The 21,852-nt window shown below is 54.6% G+C and carries 16 protein-coding genes and 1 tRNA gene; 10 read left to right on the top strand and 7 right to left on the bottom strand.

Annotation, left to right across the window (positions count from 1 at the left end):
• Positions 1-23 precede the first annotated feature (23 nt).
• Together DFT_RS22865 and DFT_RS22860 are read left to right on the top strand one after the other, a co-directional pair.
• Positions 24-512, top strand: a complete 489-nt coding sequence (locus DFT_RS22865) for a YchJ family protein (RefSeq protein WP_054033675.1) — start codon at positions 24-26, stop codon at positions 510-512.
• Positions 513-571: 59 nt separating this feature from the next.
• Positions 572-1,027, top strand: coding sequence for a chemotaxis protein CheX (locus tag DFT_RS22860; RefSeq protein WP_054033673.1), 456 nt, complete (start codon positions 572-574; stop codon positions 1,025-1,027).
• A gap of 7 nt (positions 1,028-1,034) precedes the next feature.
• On the opposite strand, the gene DFT_RS22855 is transcribed toward DFT_RS22860, so the two are convergent.
• The 5 genes from DFT_RS22855 to radA all read right to left on the bottom strand — a co-directional run bounded on the left by DFT_RS22855 (position 1,035) and on the right by radA (position 9,869).
• Positions 1,035-2,495, bottom strand: coding sequence for a glutamate synthase subunit beta (locus DFT_RS22855; protein ID WP_054033671.1), 1,461 nt, complete (start codon positions 2,493-2,495; stop codon positions 1,035-1,037).
• 11 nt (positions 2,496-2,506) lie between these two features.
• Positions 2,507-7,048 carry a glutamate synthase large subunit gene (gene gltB / locus DFT_RS22850; protein ID WP_054033669.1) on the bottom strand — a complete coding sequence of 1,514 codons (4,542 nt, stop codon included), beginning with the start codon at positions 7,046-7,048 and terminating at the stop codon, positions 2,507-2,509.
• Positions 7,049-7,069: 21 nt separating this feature from the next.
• Positions 7,070-7,810 carry a YebC/PmpR family DNA-binding transcriptional regulator gene (locus DFT_RS22845; RefSeq protein WP_054033667.1) on the bottom strand — a complete coding sequence of 247 codons (741 nt, stop codon included), beginning with the start codon at positions 7,808-7,810 and terminating at the stop codon, positions 7,070-7,072.
• A 12-nt stretch (positions 7,811-7,822) separates the two neighbouring features.
• The gene (locus tag DFT_RS22840; protein WP_054033665.1) at positions 7,823-8,437 is read right to left on the bottom strand and encodes an RlmE family RNA methyltransferase; all 615 of its coding nucleotides are present in this window, start codon (positions 8,435-8,437) and stop codon (positions 7,823-7,825) included.
• A gap of 67 nt (positions 8,438-8,504) precedes the next feature.
• Entirely contained in the window at positions 8,505-9,869 is a 1,365-nt protein-coding gene (gene radA / locus DFT_RS22835; protein WP_235506309.1) for a DNA repair protein RadA, read from the bottom strand.
• 183 nt (positions 9,870-10,052) lie between these two features.
• On the opposite strand from radA, the gene DFT_RS22830 reads away from it, so the two are divergent.
• The 3 genes from DFT_RS22830 (at position 10,053) to DFT_RS22820 (ending at position 11,358) form a co-directional block, all read left to right on the top strand.
• Positions 10,053-10,946 carry a lytic murein transglycosylase gene (locus tag DFT_RS22830; RefSeq protein ID WP_054033661.1) on the top strand — a complete coding sequence of 298 codons (894 nt, stop codon included), beginning with the start codon at positions 10,053-10,055 and terminating at the stop codon, positions 10,944-10,946.
• Between the two features lie 7 nt (positions 10,947-10,953).
• Positions 10,954-11,157, top strand: a complete 204-nt coding sequence (locus DFT_RS22825) for a PLDc N-terminal domain-containing protein (protein WP_054033659.1) — start codon at positions 10,954-10,956, stop codon at positions 11,155-11,157.
• 126 nt (positions 11,158-11,283) lie between these two features.
• Positions 11,284-11,358 (top strand) — tRNA-Glu (locus tag DFT_RS22820).
• 54 nt (positions 11,359-11,412) lie between these two features.
• On the opposite strand, the gene DFT_RS22815 is transcribed toward DFT_RS22820, so the two are convergent.
• Together DFT_RS22815 and DFT_RS22810 are read right to left on the bottom strand one after the other, a co-directional pair.
• The gene (locus DFT_RS22815; protein WP_054033657.1) at positions 11,413-12,519 is read right to left on the bottom strand and encodes a site-specific integrase; all 1,107 of its coding nucleotides are present in this window, start codon (positions 12,517-12,519) and stop codon (positions 11,413-11,415) included.
• A gap of 347 nt (positions 12,520-12,866) precedes the next feature.
• Positions 12,867-14,726: a DUF927 domain-containing protein gene (locus tag DFT_RS22810; RefSeq protein ID WP_054033656.1), complete on the bottom strand. Its 1,860-nt coding sequence runs from the start codon at positions 14,724-14,726 to the stop codon at positions 12,867-12,869.
• Positions 14,727-15,077: 351 nt separating this feature from the next.
• Here DFT_RS22810 and DFT_RS22805 point away from each other — a divergent pair, with 351 nt between their 5' ends.
• The 5 genes from DFT_RS22805 (at position 15,078) to DFT_RS22790 (ending at position 21,850) form a co-directional block, all read left to right on the top strand.
• Positions 15,078-16,382, top strand: coding sequence for a site-specific integrase (locus tag DFT_RS22805; protein ID WP_054033654.1), 1,305 nt, complete (start codon positions 15,078-15,080; stop codon positions 16,380-16,382).
• Between the two features lie 356 nt (positions 16,383-16,738).
• A complete protein-coding gene (locus tag DFT_RS22800) occupies positions 16,739-18,256 on the top strand; it encodes a hypothetical protein (protein ID WP_054033652.1) in 1,518 nt (505 codons plus the stop codon).
• Between the two features lie 140 nt (positions 18,257-18,396).
• Complete coding sequence (locus DFT_RS22795) at positions 18,397-19,191, top strand: radical SAM family protein (protein ID WP_054033650.1); 795 nt, start codon at positions 18,397-18,399, stop codon at positions 19,189-19,191.
• A gap of 167 nt (positions 19,192-19,358) precedes the next feature.
• Positions 19,359-19,526: a hypothetical protein gene (locus DFT_RS26400; protein WP_161807235.1), complete on the top strand. Its 168-nt coding sequence runs from the start codon at positions 19,359-19,361 to the stop codon at positions 19,524-19,526.
• Complete coding sequence (locus DFT_RS22790) at positions 19,526-21,850, top strand: DNA primase family protein (RefSeq protein WP_054033648.1); 2,325 nt, start codon at positions 19,526-19,528, stop codon at positions 21,848-21,850. Before DFT_RS26400 ends, DFT_RS22790 begins: the two co-directional genes overlap by 1 nt.
• Positions 21,851-21,852: the final 2 nt, after the last annotated feature.

The following is a 21,852-nucleotide window of genomic DNA, read 5'->3' as shown; positions in this document are numbered from 1 at the left end:
GATACACAACGAGGAGCATCTATATGGAACCATGCCCTTGCGGTAGCGGTCAGACTTACGCGGCCTGCTGCCGGCCATTGATCGAAGAGGGACAACCCGCACCAACGGCCGAAGCCTTGATGCGCGCACGCTATACGGCCCATGTCAAAGGGGCCGTGGATTTCGTTGAGGAAAGCACCCATCCCCGCAAACGCGGGGGCGTCAACCGCGACCAGGTGTTGGAGTGGTCCAAGACAGCCGAGTGGCTGGGGCTGGAGATCGTGGCTACCGAAGCCGGCGGCCCGGAGGACGCGACGGGTACGGTGGAATTCAACGCCCGGTATCGACAGAAGGGCAAGCCCATCGACCACAAGGAAATCGCCGAGTTCGTGAAGAAGGACGGCAAATGGTATTTCATGGACGGCAAGGCGCCCAAGACGGTGCAGTTTGTCCGCCAGGGCCCCAAGGTGGGCCGCAACGATCCGTGTCCCTGCGGGAGCGGGAAAAAATACAAAAAGTGTTGCGGCGCTTGAGCGCCCACCAGCTGTTGCTGGACGGCGCCGTAAACATTTAAAGAAAGGTGATTCGTTTGATGGATGTCAAGTATATCAATCCGTTCCTCTCGGCCGTGAAGAACGTGTTCGAAACCATGATCGAGGTCCCCTACACCCTGGGCAAGCCCACCATCAAAAAGGATATGACCTCGACCTTCGAGATCAGCGGCATCATCGGCATCAGCGGCGAGGTGACCGGGTGTGTGGTGGTCAGTTTTCCCGAGAAGATCGCCCTCGAGCTGGCGTCGGCCCTGCTGGGAGAGAAGCTGGAGAAGGTGAACTCGGACTGCACCGATGCCATCGGCGAGATCGCCAACATGGTGGCCGGCGACGCCAAGAAGGATTTTCCCCAGACCAATACGACCATCTCGGTGCCGAGTGTGGTGCTCGGCTTGCACCGCATCGCCTTTCCCAAGGGCGTTCCCATCATTTCGATCCCCTGCCAGACCGAAAAGGGCGCCTTCGCCATCGATGTGGCCATCAAAATGACCTGATTTCAGTTTAGCGGATCAGGGGCAGGTCACAGCACCCCTTGGCCGGCAGGTCGCTCTTGCCCATGAGGTAGATATCCACTTCCCGAGCTGCCTCGCGGCCTTCGGAGATGGCCCAGACGATGAGCGATTGGCCGCGATGGGCGTCACCCGCCGTGAAGATGCCCGGGGTATCGGTCATGTAGCCGGTGCTGGTGGCGATGGCGCCCCCGGCCGTGGTCCTGAGGCCCAGCCGGTCGGCCAGCGGATGGGTTTCCGGGCCGCTGTAGCCGATGGCGATGAGCACCAGGTCGGTTTGCCACACCCGTTCGCTGCCGGCTATCTCTTCGATGCGCGGCGGCCCGCCGGGTTGGGCATGCATGCGGACCTCCACCGTGGTCAGCGCTTCGACCCGATCTTGACCCGAAAATTCCTTGGTCAACACGTTCCAGTGGCGCTCGCCGCCCTCCTCGTGGGAGCTGCTGGTCCGCAGCCGCATGGGGTAGTAGGGCCAGGGTTGGTGCGCCGGCCGATCCGGGGTGGGTTGGGCCGCGGCCTCGAAATTGGTCACCGAACGGGCGTTCTGGCGCAGGCAGGTGCCGACGCAGTCGCTGCCCGTGTCCCCGCCGCCGATGACGATCACATCCTTCCCCTCGGCGCTGATGCGCTCGATGCCCAGGTCGTCGCCGGCATTGATGCGATTCTGCTGGGCGAGAAACTCCATGGCAAAGTGAATGCCTGCCAGCTCGCGGCCGGGCAGGGGCAGGTCGCGCGGCACCGTGGCCCCCAGGCAAAGCACCACGGCGTCGAACGCTTTGAGTGTTTTCGGGTCCAGGTTGACGCCCACATGGGCGTTGACGCGGAATTGGATGCCCTCCTGCTGCAGGATGTCGATCCGCCGGTCGATCACATGCTTTTCCATCTTGAAGTCGGGAATGCCGTAGCGCAGCAAGCCGCCGATGCGGTCGCTGCGCTCGAAAACGGTGACCCGGTGGCCGGCCCGGTTGAGTTGCTGGGCGCAGGCCAAGCCCGATGGCCCCGAACCCACCACGGCCACGCGCCGTCCGCTACGTCTTGTCGGCGGCCGGGGCTGGATCCAGCCCTGGGCAAAGGCGTACTCGATGATCTCCTTTTCGATCTGCTCGATGGTGACCGCCGGTTCGTTGATGGCGAGCACGCAGGCCTCCTCGCACGGCGCCGGGCAGAGGCGGCCGGTGAATTCGGGGAAGTTGTTGGTGGCACCGAGCCGTTCGATGGCCTCTTTCCAGAGTCCGCGGTAGACCGCATCGTTCCATTCGGGAATCAGGTTGCCCAGGGGGCAGCCCGAGATGCAGGTGGGCACCCCGCAATCCATGCATCGCGCGGCCTGGGCGGTGAGCTTCTCTTTGGGAAACGGTTCGTAGATCTCCCGATAGTCGCCGATGCGCACCTCCACCGGACGCCGTTTGGGCAGCTCGCGGTCATACTCCTTGAAACCGGTCGGTTTTCCCATGTGGGCCTCGCCTATTCCTTGCCCGGTCCGGCCTCGCCGGCCAGGGCCCGTTTGTAATCGACGGGAATGACCTTGACGAATCGAGGCAGAACCGCCTCCCATCGATCGAGCACCCGCCGGGCCACCGGGCTCCGGGTATGGTCGAAGTGGCGCTGGATCATCTGCTGCAACTCGTCACGGTCCTCGTCCGTTGCCACCGGATCGAGATCCACCATCTCGCGGTTGCAGCGCAGCCGGCCGAAATCGCCCGCTTCGTCCAGAACGTAGAGGATGCCGCCGCTCATGCCGGCTGCGGTGTTGCGTCCGGTGGGGCCCAGGATCACCACCAGGCCGCCGGTCATGTATTCGCAGGCGTGGTCGCCGGTGCCCTCCACCACGGCCCGCACGCCGCTGTTGCGCACGCAGAAGCGCTCGCCGCAGATGCCGCGAACATAAGCCTCGCCGCCGGTGGCGCCGTAAAAGGCCACGTTGCCGATAATCACATTCTCTTCGGCCGCGAAGGTCGCCCCCTCGGGCGGTCGGATCACCAGTTTCGCTCCCGAGAGTCCTTTGCCGAAATAGTCGTTGGCATCGCCGTGGACCACGGCTGTCATGCCCTTGACGCCAAAGGCGAAGAAGCTCTGGCCGGCCGATCCCCGGCAATTCAGGACCAGGCTGTCGTCGGGCAGGCCCGCCTCGCCGAAGCGTTCGCAGAGCTCGCTGCTCAGGCGCGTGCCGAACGTTCGGTGGATGTTGCGCAGAATCACATCGACGCGCACCGGCCGGCGCTCGTCGAACAGCGGTGTGGCCTGGGCGCGCACCTGCTCCTCCAGGGTCTCGTCGAAGGGCTGATCTTTGATATCGCCGCAATGGGCCATGACATGCACCGGTGTCCTGACCCGGCGCAGCACGTCGGTGAGGTCCACGCCCCGGGCTTTCCAGTGGTCGATGGCCGGCGTAAAATCGAGCACCTGGGTGCGGCCCACCATCTCCGACACCCGTCGGAAGCCGAGCCGGGCCATGATATGGCGCAACTCTTCGGCCATGAAGCGCATCATGTGAATCAGGTGTTCCGGACGGCCGGCAAACTTCTTGCGCAGTTCCGGGTCCTGGGTGGCGATGCCCACCGGACAGGTGTTCAGGTGGCAGACGCGCATCATGATGCAGCCCAGGGCCACCAGGGCGAGGGTGCCGAAGCCGAATTCCTCGGCCCCCAGCAGGCAGGCGATGGCCACGTCGCGGCCGGTTTTGAGCTGGCCGTCGCATTCGAGCACCATGCGGTCGCGCAAGCCGTTGATCACCAGGGTCTGGTGAGCTTCGGGCAGGCCCAGCTCCCAGGGGGCGCCGGCATAACGGATCGATCCCTGGGGAGAGGCGCCCGTGCCGCCCGTGTCCCCACTGATCAGGACGCAGTCGGCCCCGCCCTTGACCACGCCGGCGGCGATGGTGCCCACGCCCACGGTGGAGACCAGCTTGACGCTGATGCGGGCCCGTCGGTTGGCGCGTTTCAGATCGTAGATCAGCTGGGATAGATCTTCGATGGAGTAGATGTCGTGGTGCGGCGGCGGCGATATCAAGCCCACATACGGGGTGCTGTGGCGCGTCCGGGCGATCCAGGGGTAGACTTTGAAGCCGGGCAGCTGGCCGCCCTCGCCGGGTTTGGCGCCCTGGGCCATCTTGATCTGAAGCTCGGCGGCGCTGATCAGGTAGTCGCCGGTCACCCCGAAGCGGCCCGAGGCGATCTGCTTGATGGCGCTGTTGCGCCAGTCGCCGTTGGCATCGGGCTTGTAACGGTCCGCATCCTCACCGCCTTCGCCACTGTTGCTGCGGCCGCCGATGCGGTTCATGGCGATGGCCACGGCCTCATGGGCCTCTTTGCTGATCGAGCCATAGGACATGGCGCCGGTCTTGAAGCGCCTGACGATGTCGGTCCACGGCTCCACCTCTTCGAGGGGCACCGGCGGCCGGTCGGGGTGAAAATCGATCAGGCCGCGCAGCAGCCCTTCGCTGCGGTTTTGCGCGTCCACCGTCGCCGAGTAGGCTTGCCATTTGTCCCAGTCATCGTCGAACACGGCCTGGCGGAAGCGGGCCAGCATGGTCGGGTTGTACTGGTGCGCTTCCCCGTCGCGGCGCCACTTGTATTTTCCGCCAGATGGCAGCACCGGCGGTGCGGCCGCATCCCAGCGTTGGAAGGCGCGTGCGTGGCGGGACAGAGTTTCCGCAGCGATGCTTTCCAGATCGGCGCCTTCGATGCGCGTGGCCGTGTCGGTAAAGAAGCGTTCGACCACAGCCGGCGACACCCCCAGGCATTCGAAGATCTGGGCCCCCTGGTAACTCTGCAGGGTGGAGATGCCCACCTTGGACATCACCTTGAGAATCCCCTTTTCCACGGCATGGATGTACTTCTCCACGGCCGTCGCCGGGTCGGCCACCCTGAGCTCGCCGGCCGTGACCATGGCCGCTGCGGTGTCGAAAACCATGTAGGGGTTGATCGCGCCGGCGCCGTAGCCGAGCAGGCAGCAGAAGTGATGCACTTCCCGCGGTTCGGCGCTCTCCACCACCAGGCCGCAGCGGGTGCGCAGCCCTTCGCGGATCAGATGGTGATGCACGCCGGCCACGGCGAGAAGAGCGGGAATGGGCGCCCGCTTCTCGTCGGCGGCGCGGTCGGAAAGCACCAGCACCGTGGCGCCTTCGCATACGGCTTCAGCCGCGGCCCGGCAGAGGGCCGTCATGCCCTGGTCCAGCCCTGCGGCACCCCTGGCGGCCGCAAAACAAGCGTCCAGTCGGACCGTATGGATGCCGGGTCGATCGCTGGCACACAGGGCCGCCAGCTGGGCGTTGGTCAGAACAGGTCCGTCCAACCGGATGCGGCGACAGTGCCACGGGGATTCGTCGAGCAGGTTCTGTTCGCCGCCCAGGTAGGTGTGCAGAGAGGTGACCAGCTCTTCGCGGATGGCGTCCAGGGGCGGGTTGGTCACCTGGGCGAAGAGCTGCCGGAAGTAGTCGTAGAGCAGTCGCGGACGGCGCGACAGGATGGCCGGCGGAATGTCGTCGCCCATGGAGCCGGTGGGCTCCTTGCCGTCTATCAGCATGGGCGGCAGAATCAGCTTGAGGTCCTCCTGGGTGTAGCCGAACAGATGGTGCCGGCGCCGCAGGGTGGCGGTATCGGGCGCCATCGGTGCTTTGGCCGGCGCCAGCCGCTCCAGGGTCAACTGGTTGTCGCGCAGCCATCGGCCATAGGGCCGGCGGCCGGTGACCGCGGCCTTGATCTCCTCGTCCGGCACGATGCGGCCGGCCTCCAGATCAGCCAGGAACATGCGACCCGGTTGCAGGCGGCCTTTGTGCAGCACCCGTTCCGGGGCGATCTCGAGCACCCCGGTCTCCGAGGCCATGACCACCAGGCCGTCGCGGGTCACAGTGTAGCGCGAAGGGCGCAGGCCGTTGCGGTCCAGCACCGCTCCGATGCAGCGGCCGTCGCTGAACGGCACGGTGGCCGGTCCGTCCCAGGGTTCCGAAAGGTGGGCATGGTACTCGTAAAAGGCGCGGCGCTCGCCGGTCATGGCCGCGTGGTGCTGCCACGCCTCGGGAATCAGCATCATGATGCAGTGGGGCAGGGTGCGTCCGGCGTGGTAGAGCAGCTCCACCACGCTGTCCAGGCTGGCCGAATCGCTGGCGCCGGGGCGTACCACGGGCATCAGCTTGGCCAGGTCCCGGCCGAAAAGGGACGACGCCATCCGCGCCTCGCGCGATCGCAGCCAGTTCAGGTTGCCGCGCAGGGTGTTGATCTCGCCGTTGTGGGCGATGAAACGAAACGGATGGGCCAGGTCCCAGGAGGGAAAGGTGTTGGTGCTGTAGCGCTGGTGCACCATGGCCAGGGCGCTCTCCAGCTCGGCCTCGGCCAGGTCTGCAAAGAAACCGCCCACCTGGTCGGCCGTGAACATGCCCTTATATATAAAGGTGCGGCTGGAGAGGCTGGGAACATGAAATTTCTTCTTTTCCGACAGGTCGGCGGCCAGGACCGTCTTTTCCACCTGGCGTCGGATCAGGTAGAGCCGGCGCTCGAAGTCGGCCTGATCCGCTGCCGTGTCGCCGCACCCGATGAAGATCTGCTGGACGTGCGGTGCCGCATGGCGCGACAATGGGCCCAGAACGTCCGGCCGCACCGGAACCGGGCGCCAGCCGAGCACCCGCTGGCCCTCCTGACGGGTCAAGGTTTCAAGCTGAGTTTTGCAGAAAATCTGCTGGTCGGCGGCATGGGGGAGAAAGACCAAACCGCTGGCATATCGGCCGGCCGGGGGCAGATCGATGCCGTCGTCTCGGCACAGCCGCCGGAAGAAGCGGTCCGGCATCTGGATCATGATGCCGGCCCCGTCGCCGGTCTCCGCATCGCAGGCCAGTGCGCCGCGGTGGGCCAGGTTGAGCAGAATCTGCAGGCCGTTGGCGACGATATCGTGGGAGGGGGTACCGTCGAGGCGGCAGATGAATCCGACACCGCAGGCATCGTGTTCCCAGCGCGGATCATACAGACCCGTCCGAGCGGGCGGATCAGGCGGCAGGTCGGACAACCTCGTCATATTCGGTCCTTCCCCAATGGATTATTCGTCCATGATGTCGTCGGGCAGGTCGGCGTTATTGTAGACTTTCTGAACATCGTCGCAATCCTCCAGGGCGTCGATGAGACGGATCAGCTTCTGGGCCGTCTCGCCCTCCACCGGCGTCAGGTTCTGGGGCACCATGCTCACTTCGGCCACCACGCAGGGGATCGCTTTTGCGTCTATGGCCGCCTTGACCGCCTCGAAACTATCCGGCGCGGTGATCACCTCGAAATTGTCCCCGTCGTCGCGCACATCTTCGGCACCCGCCTCGAGGGCCAGCTCCATCAGGGCATCTTCCTCCACGGTGCCCTTTTCGATGACCAGGTAGCCTTTCTTGCCGAACATCCAGGAGACGCAACCGCTTTCACCCATGTTGCCGCCGTGTTTGGTAAGGGCGTGGCGGATTTCGGAAACCGCCCGGTTCTTGTTATCGGTGACGGAATCGATCAGGATCGCCACACCGCCCGGACCGTATCCTTCGTAGGTGTTCTCTTCGTAATTGACGCCCTCCAGCTCGCCGGTGCCCTTCTTGATGGCCCGCTCCATGTTGTCCTTGGGCATGTTCTCGGCCTTGGCCGCGATGATAGCCGCCCGCAAGCGGGGATTGGCGTTGGCATCGCCGCCGCCCAGGCGGGCGGCCATGGTAATTTCCTTGATCAGTTTGGTGAACACCTTGCCACGCTTGGCGTCGGCCGCGCCCTTGCGGTGTTTGATATTGGCCCACTTACTGTGCCCTGACATGTGTCGTTCCTCCTACTTTTTGCGCAGGCCGATGATGAAGATCTCACGGCTGGCTTTTCGACTGCTCTGGGGTTTGAAGATCTGCATGCGGTCGAACCGCATTTTGACATCGTCACAAAAGGCTTTGAAGTCCTCGCCTTGAAAAATTTTGCACACAAAATGACCGCCGGGTTTCAGCAACGCGTCGGCCATGGCCAGTGCGGTTCGGCACAATTCAAAGGAGCGCACCGCGTCGCTGAACTTATGGCCCGTGGTCTGGGGCGCCATGTCGCTGAGCACCACCGCGAACCCATTGCCCAGGGCCTCCTCCGTGTTTCGCGCCACTTCGCAAATGTCGCCCACAATCGTGGTGACGTTGCCCGGCAGCTGTTCAGTCACCGGCTTCAGGTCCACACCCACGACCCGGCCGCCCGGGCCGGTCTGCTCGGCTGCGAACTTCAGCCATGAGCCCGGCGCACACCCCAGATCCAGGATCCGGTCGCCCTTGCCGATGATGCGATGCTTTTTCTGGATTTCATCCAGCTTGTATACCGATCGGGCCGGGTAGTTTTCCTTTTTGGCACGGCGGGTGTAGTGGTCCTGCCACTGGCCTTTTCGGCCACCCGGGCCGCTGATTTTCCGCTTCATAGTATTTATGCCTGGCTTAAGTCAATGAGATCGAAAGTGTCAGGGGGCTTGCCGTTTGGATCATAGTTTAAAAAAGGGCTTCCAGGGCGCGCTCCACCGTGTCCACCCCGATCAGTTCGATCTGGTCCGGCACCGCCACGCGCTTCAAGCTGCCCTTGGGCGCCAGGCAACGGTGAAATCCCATTTTTTGGGCTTCGGAGAGCCGGGCGGCCATGTTGCCGATGGCGCGCACTTCGCCGGCCAGGCCCACTTCGCCGAGGACCAGGGTCTCGCCGGTCACCGGCTTGTCCAGGAAGCTCGAGGCAATGGCCGCCAGCACGGCGAGATCAACGGACGGTTCGTCGATCTTCACACCGCCGGCCACATTCATGAAGATGTCGTGCCCGAACAAGTGCATGCCCAGCTTTTTTTCCATTACCGCCACCAGCAGGGCCACCCGTTGCGGGTCCAGGCCCAGCACCGTGCGCCGGGCGGTGCCCAGGTTGGTGCTGCTGGCCAGGGCCTGAAGTTCCACCAGAATGGGCCGCGTGCCTTCCATGGTGGCCGTCACCACCGACCCGGCGGCATTGTCGGGCCGTTCGGAGAGAAATACGGCGGACGGATTGGGCACTTCGATCAATCCCCCGGCCTGCATTTCGAACACGCCGATTTCGTTGGTGGAGCCGAAGCGGTTCTTCACGGCGCGCAGGATGCGGAACACATGGTTGCGGTCGCCTTCGAAGTAGAGCACCGTGTCCACCATGTGCTCCAGCAGCTTGGGACCGGCGATGGCGCCCTCCTTGGTCACATGCCCCACCAGCAGGGTGGGGATGCCGCTCTTCTTGGCGTTGAGCATCAGACGCATGGCCGAGTCGCGCACCTGGCTAACGCTGCCCGGCGCCGAGGCGAGGTCGCTGCTGTACATGGTTTGGATGGAATCGATCACCAGCACGTCGGGCCGATGGGTCTCGACCATCTTCAAAATGGCGTCCAGATCGATCTCCGACACCACAAGCAGGCGCGGCGCGCCGGCCCCCAGCCTGCGGCTGCGCAGGCGCAACTGTTGCACCGACTCCTCGCCCGACACATAGAGCACCTTGCTCGTGCCGGCCGCCATGCCGTGCAGGGCCTGGAGCATCAATGTGGATTTGCCGATGCCCGGGTCCCCGCCGATGAGCACCAGCGATCCAGGCACCAGGCCGCCGCCCAGCACCCGGTCCAATTCGCCGATGCGGGTGGAGAGGCGCGCCTGGTCTTCGACATCCACTTCGTCGATGGGTACGGGCGCAGGAGCTTTGAGCGCCGCCGAAATACCGCGCAGAGGGCCGCCGCGCGCTTTGTCGGCCATCTTTTCCTCGGCAAAGCTATCCCACTGGCCGCAATCCGGGCATTTGCCCAGCCATTTGGGCGACTGATAGCCGCATGCCTGGCAGCTGTAAATCGTCTTCGCCATGGGTTTTACCACCGTCGCCATTCCGGCCGCCGCCTGGTCTTCAGACCGTCGATTTCTTCAAGGAATCCAACCATTACCAATTGACAGCCCGCACCATAGCATGTCATTGTGGCCCTATCAAGCGCGGCCGCAGGGCCGCAGCCGCGCGAACCAAGACTTCCGGTCAGCCCTACAGGACTTTTCATGAATCGAGCAGGTTCATTCCTTGAATGCTGGATCAGGGCCTGGATCGTCCCAATTTTCATTATTCTGGGGCTTCTGGCCGCCATACCGTCGTCCGACGCCGAGGACGGGACCGCCTCGTTTTTTGACGCTCTGCAAAAGCGTCTTGTCGCCGACGGGTACGATGCCGGGCGCATCCGGCAGCTTTACAGCAACGCGGAGGTCGTGTTCGAAGCTCAGAGCGTAGCCGCCTATTTCCAGCACAACGAGGCCAAACTGGACTACGGCAAGATGACCCATCACAGCTGGATCGACGAAGCCCGCCTTTACATGGCCACGCACGCCGACATCCTGACCACGGCCCGGCAGAAGTTCGGCGTGGACCCCAAAGTGATCACGGCCATCATCCTGGTGGAGACCAAGTTCGGCCGCTATCTGGGCAAGCGCTCGATCCTCAACACCCTTTCGACCATGGCGGCCCTGACCGAACCCGGCCCCAGGGAGTATCTCTACCAGCAACTGAATCAAAAGACCCGATTCCGCCGCGACGATTACGAAAAAAAGGCGGACAGCAAATCCGACTGGGCCTATAAGGAGCTCAAGGCCTTTCTGACTTACACCGACCTGCACCGGGTCGATCCCGTTTCCGTGGTCGGATCTTACGCCGGCGCCCTGGGCATCGCCCAGTTCATGCCCAGCAACATCCTCGCCTACGGGCAGGACGGCGATGGCGACGGCCGGATCGATCTCTTCGTGGATGCCGACGCCATCTTCAGCATCGCCAGCTACCTGCAAAACTACGGCTGGAAACCCGGTATCGACCGCAACCAGGCCTTCAAGGTCGTCTACCACTATAATCACAGCAAGTACTATGTGAACACCATCCTGGAAATCACCGGTCTGCTGGAAGGATAAAACGAACATGAACGCAGCGGAATGGATCGTCCTGGGTGGCATCGCCTTTTACCTGCTCACCGTCTGGGCCGTCATCGACATCTCCAAAAAAGACTTCGGCGGCATCGAAAAAAAGGCCGCCTGGGCCTTCGTCACCCTGGTCCCCTTTATCGGCCCGATCGTCTATTTCAGCGTCGGCATCCGCAAGGGGGTCAAAAAGAGTGCTCCATGAGGTTTGGGCTCAATCCATCCGGGCTTCTCAAGGAGATCACCGGTTGTCGGCGACCGGGCCACGCCGCCAATTTTGGTTGACAAACACGCGGCCATTCTATATGCCACGCACTACCTTTACCGATGTGGTCCCATCGTCTAGCGGTTAGGACACTGGCCTCTCACGCCAGTAACAGGGGTTCGAATCCCCTTGGGATCACCAAAAAATCAATAGGTTACAAACCTTGCCTCTGCCGCTTGAGGAGTTGACGGCTCCTCAGACGGCTTTTTTCTTTCCTGCTGCCCGGGCCTTTTTTGGCCTTTCCTCCAATTTTATGACCCGAGCGGGTGACGGTTTCAAATCTTCCAACGCCTCCCGGACCCTTTCCAGACCGATGCTTCTTAAGTAGCGCTCGGTTGTGTTGGGGCTTTTGTGCCGGAGTATCGTCTGAATGACAGCGACCTCGTATCCCAACTTGAACAACAGGGATGCAGAAAAATGCCTTATAGCGTGGAATCCAAAGACCTTGACTCCGGCTCGTTCACATAGGCGCCGCATGAAATGGATCCGGTAACGAAAGGGCTCGCCCAGATAGTCTCTACAAAATTCGGTCTTATCCAGGCATAAAAACACATGGGGCTTGTCCTTGATGGGCCTGTTTTCCCACCACCACCGCATCGATTTGCGAAGCTCTTTGGTCATGGGTAGCCAGTCATACTCGTAAGTGCCCCCATGCCTCTTTCTGGTCCATATTCTTACGCGGTTGTTTGCAAAGTCGATATCCTCCCATGTGAGCCGGAAGATTTCACTTCGACGGGCCGCCAGGTGCAAAAAAGCCAACAACATGACCTTGTCCTGGCCTTCTGCTAACGCATACACCTTCCAGAAGTCCTCATCCGGGGGGACGTATCTCGGCTGCCGTATCTCAGGCATTCGCTCCACCAGGCAGGGATTGGGGCCGGGAAGGGGAGGGTCCATGTATTTCATACCCCAGTTCCATGCCGCCACCAGGTTCTTCCGGTCCCGGTTTGAAGCATTCCCAGACCGCTGCTCCTTCTGTTCAACAATATATTCCATCAGCAGGGCTGGTTTTAGCTTTGACACCGGCATGTCAGGATCTAAGATCTTGAACAAGCGCTTGAATAACGAGCGTTTTTCGACATACGTGTTGTGAGAGAAGCTGGGTCGGGAAAAATCGAGATATTTTTGCGCCCAATCATTCAAACAGACCGTGTCGGTCCTGCCTGACCACTCGCTTACGGGCTTTTTCCGCATCTCCACTTCCCAATCCACGGCCTCCTTCTTCGTCAGGAAGACCCGTTCGCATTTCTGGCCCTCTTTGCGCACCTGGGCATACCACTTGTGATTGCGTTTGTATGGCATTGATAAACTCCTTTTCAAAGAACACGATACGCGATCCCACGCGTATCCCGCCTAATTGATGATAGTATTTTCTAATGGTTTTCTGGTCAAGCCCTGTGTATTCGGCGATCTGCTTGACGCCGAGGACCTGGCCGAGTTGACTCTTGATTTGATCCATGATGACCTCTGTCCTTCCCGGGTCCAGAGGTAACATCTTATAAATTCGGTCAGTTATGACCTGTAACTAAATCGGTGTTGCGGGTAATTGCGGTAGGTTGGCCGGTGCACTATGGCGGTGACCGTAACATGATCGGGGTTCGGGACCCTAATTGATTTTAGTTGTTGTAACGATTCACTGCCGGGATTGATTAATCCATCATACCGCAGCGTGCTTTAAATTCATTGATATCGAACTGCCATGCCTGCAGCCGGCTGGCACCCATTCTGACTTGATGGGTGATGCGGCCTGGGCCTGACCTTATTATGAGGTTTTCCCTGTCCAAGGCGTCCCTTAATGTTTCTTTGCTAAAGGACATTTTTCTACCAGAAGCCCGAAAGTGCCGTTGCAGGACTTCGAAGGTTGGATCAGGAAACAGACAAATAATTTGGTTTTCACGGACCTTGCCAATCAGGCGACCGCTGTTTTGATCCGATAACCCTTGTACCATGATGGAACCGGTGGCAAATCTCTGGCTGAGAATCTGATAAAAAACCTCGACCGGACTTTGAATCCTTATGCGATTTGCATGTGCGGCGATATGGTTTTCGACTATCTGTCTGTATTCACGAATGATTGCATCTGCGCGGCCCTCATTGACAACCTGTAAATGCTCAGCGTATCTAACAAATAGCATAAAGCCCCAGGCATTTAAGGCCCAGTTGCTGGCTACGCGAAATCCGTTGGAAAAATCGGCTATGGTGGCGCTAATTCTTGCCGTCTCTTCATTTACGCAATTCTCAAATTGCTCAGTCCAATCATCCTGAGCCAAAAGCCACTGCAACAAGGCGGGCATTAACATGCTGTATTCATCCCGGCGAGCCCAGCACTTGTTACCAGATTGCTGATTCTGGTCCGGCTCCACATGAATAAGTAGGGTGCGACCGGAGACCGATTCGACATCGTTTATGAAATCCTCGCCTGTTGACAGGATCAGGCCTCTTACGCCTCGCATGGGCGTCAACTTGAGACCGCCACCGGCAGTCAGACGGCTGCGTCCCTGAGAGTTGGCACTGTTCTGAATGATTCGGATGACCTTTTTCGGATCAATTATCGATGTTTTCAAATCGTCGATAAAAAACAGCGCGTCACGGAAAAAATACCCCTCATATTCAATCGAATTCGCAGTGGAGGTCCAAGGGATGGGCCTATCGTTGAAGGCACAATAAAAGGATGCGGCAAGGTTGCCAAGAAAGGTCTTGCCACAACCTGAAGTTCCTTGAAGATGCATCACGGGCTTTTGTCTGCCAATTTCACTAATCTGTGATGCAAAGGCAGCCGCAACGATATGACCGATCAGCGGATAGACGACCTGGTGATACTTGAGCTGCATAAAATCAGCCAGAATATGGTCGACCAAATCCTTGATCCGATCCTGGTTAGGTGACAAAAAACCAATGTGACGGGAAAAATTGCCCTCACTCAAGTCAACGTCGATCTCTGGTAATTGATCAATACCGGCTTTTGAGATCACCATGCCGGGCGCTAAATACATTCCATGATTGTCAAAACCCATGCTTGAAGTGATGGTCTTCGTTGGTGGTGTGGACATCTCCTGGGCAGCAATTCTCAAATCATTTTGATTGCCATAGATGATAGCCCTTGATCCGGCCTGTGCAATGATTTGATTTGCCAATCGGTTGCCGCAAAATTCCTCTACAGGAATCATCAACTCGATAATTTCGTCCCTTAAATGCACTTCGATTTTAAAATCCCGGCCTGTGACAGTGCCCTCATCCATTCGGATATACTGTGCGGCAATTGTCAGGTAAAAATTGGCAACCCGAGTGTCCTTGCCCCCTGTCACTTTAAATAGGTGGCCGTCTCGGATTTCATAAATCAAATCCCTGGATTGTTCTTCAATTTCCGTCTCGACTGTATCCGCACCCTTTGCAGCTGGTGCCTCGACCGGCCTTGTATCATCAGCCCCGGTTGAGTTCGGGATGGAGCTTCTATTACAACTTTCTGTGACTTCATACCCTTTGATAAGTTCAACCAAATTTTCTTCCATTTTATAAATCCTTTCGTTTTGATTTCGCATGCTTGGAGAGTGTGTCAGCAGAGTCAGCAGAGTCAGCAGTCCCACAGGCATCATCGATTGAGATCATTGGACACAATTTTCCGAGTCTTGTATTTGTATGATTATGTTTGGTGTTTGCAGGATTTCGAAAAATTGTAAAAAATGTAATGTGATATTGGGTTGTTATGTAAAAATTGCCGTCATCGGCACTGACAATCGTCGCAAAAAAGAGTAAGCTGCTATAGACAGTGGCTGATTTATAGAAGATTTGGATGGTGCTGTTGCTTGCCCGCAGGATTTAGGAAAATGGCGTCTTCAAGCTTATACATGAAAGGAGGACATATGGCCCGGACCCGTTTAACAACAGCTGAAATCCAAAAAGCCATTCAAAAGATTAGACAGGTGCAGACCCCAACCATCGATGGTGAAGTATTGGCCAATATGGCGGAAATTTGCCATAAGTGCGCATTAAAAAATCATGAAGTCCGTGGATTAAACATAGGTGACGTATCCCAGTCTGGTATTGCTCGCAACACCATATCAGTTAATGGAACCCCGATTCCAATTTCAGATTGGGTAAAGACCATTGTTCAAAATCACATGAATCACTTAAAAAAGGCTGGCCACAGATTCTATCCAAAAAAGCCATTGTTCCCACAGAAGAAGTCAGGATCAAGATACACTCCTGAATCATTGAATAATCACATAGATAACTGCCTGAACAACATAGACTCGGGTTTTCGCCTCGAAAATATCAGACAAGCGGGCATCCGTGATCATTTTTATAAACTATTGAAACAGGGAATGTCTGCCAATGAGTGCCTGAAGCAAACGGCCGATTTTGCAAGAGTTGATAAAAACGATTCAAGTGAGATGCGGCATTTAAAAAATCTGCTTGATGGTGAGATTCAGAGCACTGGAAATAAATCTCCGAAGCCAGGCGAGTTTGAATATTACTTAGAAAAAATTGAGTATGCGGCTAATTATCGTAGAAAAAATGTCGAGTTGATTTTGGATCAACTTGAAATGAATATGTATGAAATTACTACAAAAGAAAAAAAATCATTCTATGAAGAAGCATTAGATCCGATATGGTCAAAACTTAATCAAATTAAAAATGAACTAAATAAGGAGCCAAAACTTGACAGCAAAGAAAGGGTTGAATCAATTAAAGAACGTTTGAATAAAGTTAATCTTGAGATTAATAAATTGAAAAAGTCGAATTGCGAAGAAATTGTCGAATCCAACTTGCTGGATCTCGAAGAAATATACTGTGAAATAGCGGAGCAACCAAAACTAAATGATGAAGAGAAACTAGAGTGTATATTGCAACACCTTGAGGATTTGAGAAATGAAATAAAGAGTGCACGACAGCTAAGTAATGATGTAAAAAAGCAACTGAATAAAATGATCAACGATGAGAAGAAAAAAATAACCGATAGCTTTTCTGCTCAAAACTCACCGCCGGTCGGAGAATTCAAATCAATAGCTGATGCCATCAAAAATTTTAACCCTGAAAATGACAAACACGATTCTTCTTCAATGGATTGGGCGCGCTGTTTCGGATATGACGAACACCAATCGCAGAATGAAAAGCGGGATATAGATTCTAATAAAGACTTGAATAAAGATGATGAGGCCATTTGACACCATTCAAATCGTGAAACTCCAGCTGAATCCCATTTTTCATTTCCACCGAAAATATCCTCGTACAAGAAATGAACTTGATATCACAGTGTGACCGAATATTCTTGTATGCCCTCCCTAAAAAAATACGAATTATAATATAATTACAGAATGGTAGATGGTTTTCGACAACTATCCTGCATTGTATCAACAAAATTACATAAACGAATAAATCGTTTAAAAGCATTTTTTGGTGCAATGGAGGTGATGCATATGAGGGTATAAAGGCAAGCCGCATGTAGTTGTTTGTTTATGGGCCGATCCGATTTCCGGGTCGGCCTTTTTGTTTACATTTTTTTGCGAAAGGAATTTCAATCATGAAACAATCACAAAAAGTTGACCCAAAGGGTCATGAAGTACAGAATGAAGACATTATAATTGATATGCCTGCAACCAACACAGGCGTTATACCGGATAAGAATATCCTTCCGACAGTGTTCGCGGGGCATTCCGATCCGATCCATCAGTTCATCGAATGGCCAATTATACGGCCCGATGGTGCTCTTCAACCGATCCAATATAGGGCATCGGGCCACCTGCAGTCCATTGGGATCACCCCTGAAAATATTCAGGCAGCGAATCTCATTTCAATGTGCATGTTGTCTGCCCGATTAGGTCACCCCATCTCTGCAATGCTCGAACCCGATAACGCTCAAGAAGCAGTCCAACTACTGGATCAATGCTTAAGAATCGTTCCGAAAGATGCGGTCATCGAGTTTCCGGAATTCAAACAGGAACACCTATATATAGATCATGGGAGACTACTTGATGGCAAATGCATCCTTAGTCCAACAGTAAATGGCTTTAGCAAGGTATCTCGAGATTTGGAACTGATTCTCACCCGCGGATATAGTGTCCAGCAAGAGGTAACAAAAGGAAAATACAAGGTTGACCTGTCCGAGCATCGATCCGAGATGCGTGTGTCAGTGCTCGGTATTACCGGCGGCACGCCTGGTAAAGAGCTTAGCCTTCCTTCAGTTTTGAAAATTCCTGTCGTTGGGAATCAGGGAGCAATTTCCCAAAGCATGCCTGACCTATATGAGCGATACGGCTTGATTCATTCGCCCCTATTTAAGTTTCGAAAATCTTTTCAGAGGTTGAAGCCACAGCCGGTGGTTATTCCTTACGAACAGCAATTGGAAACCGCTTTTATTGAAAGTGGTTGTGATCATGCTGTTGAAAAATTGACGATTCTGAAACACCTGATTTCTATCTGTGCCATCATCGGTAATCCCCCCACGGTCGAGATGGCGGAGCTTGGGGCTTTAATGTTCGGTACGGATGAAGATGAGGTGCGTTACTGGCTAATAAATGCAGGTATTGCAAAAGGTACGGAACCGGTGTCCAACGGGCCGCTTGTTGCCACAAAAGTCGAATATCACATCAGCCGTTTGCTGCTAGATGGCATGCTACTGGTCGGGTCGACACGTTTTTCTGACCGTCAGAAGATGGTTTTCGATGCGGTCAAAACCTTGAATATGGCCAAACTCAGCACCGCCTTGTTGACCAAAGACGATGATGTCGAAAAACTGTCCACGATCGCACAAGGTTCTGGATATTGGGCCACACGAGAAAAGATATTCGAAAAGATAGGCAGATCCGATGCCCAATTTTCGTTATCGAGCATGAGCAACGATCTTATGGCTCTTGTGACGATGGGTATGCTGGAGCGTGCCAAGCCCCCCAAGAGCCGCTATTACGGCTACTATATCACGACGCCAACGCTTGAAAATGCAATTGGGTTGCCGGCTCCTGAAACGATCCAGGATCCGATCTATGAGGGTAAAGAGGTGTTGGTGGTCAATCCGTTATCCGCTCAAGTCGAGAAGATTTAAAAATTTAAACTTTTAAAAATTCGGCAGCTTGAGCGGATAAATTTTTAAAACTTGAAACCTTGCCATGATGGCAGAGCTAAGGAGCCAATCTTCGTTTAAGGGGATTGGCTCTTTTAATTTTACTTTGAAAGGAAAAAAAAATGATTAAAAAATCGATAAAATGTGAAGGTACGCAAGAGTGGTCAGTAAAGACTGTAAATTGCTGCACCGGTTGTTCCCATGATTGTCTGTATTGTTATGCCAAAGAGATGGCCGTTCGTCGAAAACAACTGACGGTGGGACAATGGCCGCTTGAACGAGTGCGGGAAAAGGACGTGTACAAGTCTCATAAGAAATATCCTGGCCAGGTCATGTTCCCATCTACACATGATATTACCGATAGTAACTTGGATGCTTGTGAAAACGTCATTTGGCGGCTTGTTCAAGCGGGCAATCAGATCTTGATCGTATCCAAACCTCATTTCAACTGCATTGAGCAACTGTGCGTTTTTCTTCGCTCCTACAGAGATCAGATCCTATTTCGCTTTTCCATCGGCGCCCGCGATAATCGCATTCTTTCATTTTGGGAGCCGAATGCCCCAAGCTATGATGAGCGCAAGCAGTGTTTAATCTACGCCTGCCAGGCCGGATTTCAAACATCGGTAAGTGTCGAGCCCATGCTCGATTCTGCCAACATAGACGCGCTTGTAAGCGATTTGTTGCCATATGTGACCCATTCGATATGGATCGGTACGATGAACCACCTGGTCCGCTTAGAGAAGCATGCAGACCCTGTTATGCTACAGGCCATCGATAACGTGCGTCAGGGGCAAACCGAAACCATCATCAAGGCAATTTATCGGCGCCACAAGGACAACCCGATGATCCGGTGGAAAAAAGAGATTAAAAAGATCGTGGGTATTCCAATTCCCAAGCAAAACGGGTTGGATATTTAAGCAGAAAATTAAAGAAAAATAATGGCGGGGCGATCTCCAACAGGGGGTTGCCCCATTTTTTTGCACGGACGAGTTTGCAACTGAATACTTCATGCTTCATTCGCGGTAACAAATCAATACAAAAGCAATTATCATTGCTGTTCATTTCATTTACAGGAGGAAACATCATGAGAACACGCCAATTTTCAAAATCCCTCAGCGTGGCGCTGCCACAGGAACACTTCGATCTGATTAAACGGATTACAGACGAGCAACAGACCAGTATGGCCGAATGGGTCAGAGATGCAGTGGCATCGGCGCTGAACAATATCAATCGAGAGGAGGATGAAATGTAATGAATCCTCAAAACATGATCACAGACAAAGAGCAATTCAATAACACGGCAACACATTTTTTAAGCAGATTGTTTGAAGCATCTATGCAGAACGACTGCGGTGAAATCCAAATTGACGGGTTTTACAACGGACCAAAATATCAATCCTACCACAACACAATACCTGACGCCGTCGATGCAGCATATCGAGCATGCCAGCAAGGTCTTGATGTCTATTTTGGAGTTAATCCACGGGTTGGAAAGGCAGGCAAAGAGGAAAATGTACACTACCTGTCGTCCTTTCATGCTGAGATCGACTATGGACATGATGGCCATAAAAAGAAGCCGGAATACGATACGTATGATGAAGCGCTCACTGCAATAAAGGCATTTGAAATACCAGCGTCACTTGTCATTCACAGCGGTGGCGGATTTCATTGCTATTGGATATTGGACTTTCCGGCAGAGGTTTTAAAAATAGGCCTAAATGACCTTAAGAACGTCAACAGGGCGATTTTAAGTAAAATCCATGCTGATGGTGGGACGCACAATATTAACCGCATATTGCGCGTTCCTGGGACATTTAACTTCAAGATCCCTGGCAATCCCCGTCCTGTAATTATAATTGATGACTCGGGGCCGACCTATGATCTGAAAGCGTTCGAATCATTTATGGATTTTCAGCCCAAACCCAAAGATAATGCGATACCACAGGCCACCGTCTATGATTCACCCTCTTCGGATTGGGATAAAAACATATCCTCACTTCCGGTATCGGATAAAATCAAAAACCTGATCCTGCATGGTAAGGATGGATCATACCCGTCCCGGAGTGAGGCAGACCAGGCGGTTATCATTGCCTTGGTAAATAAGGGTTTTGACGCTGGCCAAATCAAGGTCATATTTGAAAACTATGCCATCGGCGCCAAATATCGGGAACACTCCTCGCCAGAGGCCTACCTGAAACACAGCATTGAAAAGGCCAAGGAGTTTTCCCATCTAACAGAAGAAGAGCGCCAGGATCCCCTATTCATATCAGGTGCCCTGCAAAAAGACGACAAGAGTAAATACACCCTTAAAATCGTCAACTTTCAAGAATTCATGTATAAAAAGCATATGCTCAAATTCCTTGAAAAAGAGCGGGCTTTTTTCAGATACAATGGCCAATGCTATGAACAGTGCAGCGATGACCGGTTGAATAATATCTGTCAGGCCGAATTGGGTAAGCACCGTGAGCTGTTTACGCCGGCATCGAAAGCGAACTTTATCCACTATGCCATTGGAAATGATCTGATCGATATCGAAACGGCATTTGAAGACCAGGTCCGTTACCTGACCATGCAAAATGGCTTGTATGACCTGTCCCGGTACAAGTTAGTCCCGCATAATCCGGAAATATTTACGACCAACCTACTGCCCTATGATTATGCTCCCAGCGCCAAATGTCCCAGGTGGCTCCAATACTTGAATGAAATTTTTATGGGTGATAAAGCGACAATCCTATTTGTACAGGAGGCGGTCGGTTATGCATTCCATAAGGCCATTCCCAAGGCGGTCATATTCTTTTTAATCGGTGATGGTGGCAATGGAAAATCGGTGTTCATCGATGTAATTAGCTGCCTCTGTGGCAAGGACAATGTGGCTAACATCAGCTTGAATCGTTTGAACGATGAAAAATATCTGCCAGAACTATTCGGGAAAATGATCAACGTATCGGGGGAAACGCCCAATGCCAGGTGCATGAATACCGACCTGATCAAGTCCGTCGTCGCTGGTGATTGGGTGACAGGCCGGGAGGTGTACAAGAAACCATCGAAATTCAAACCCTATGCCAAGCACTATTTGGGAATGAACACACTGCCTGAAATCGAAGACAATACCTATGGCATGTGGAGAAGAATTCATGTGATCGAATTTCCGAAAAAATTTACCGAAAGTGAAATGGATGTGGAGTTGACCGGAAAGCTGATGAATGAACTGTCCGGGATATTTAACTGGGCGCTTGAAGGGTACAGACGGTTAAGGGATCATGATTTTATATTCGCTGTCAGTGATTCCATGAGAAAATCGAAAAGTCAGTACAAGCAAAAAAACAACAGCGTTTGTGAGTTTATCGAATCCCATTGTGACATCATTTTCTCGGATGACAGGTCAGCTCCACTAAAAGAGGTCTATAAGCTTTACCAAAAATTTTGTGAATCCGCCGGCATAAAACGAATGACATCGAAAATTGATTTTCGAAAGGCGCTTGAATCTGAAGGATATCTGATTGCAAATTCGAGTAGACACGCCAATCAACTTCGGATATTTGCACCTGACAATGAAATCGTGAATTTACAGCAGTAAAC

It is taken from the genome of Desulfatitalea tepidiphila (genome assembly GCF_001293685.1).
Classification (GTDB): Bacteria; Desulfobacterota; Desulfobacteria; order Desulfobacterales; family Desulfosarcinaceae; genus Desulfatitalea; species Desulfatitalea tepidiphila.
Note: the sequence above shows the minus strand (reverse complement) of the source record. Positions and strands in the feature narration are given on the sequence as shown.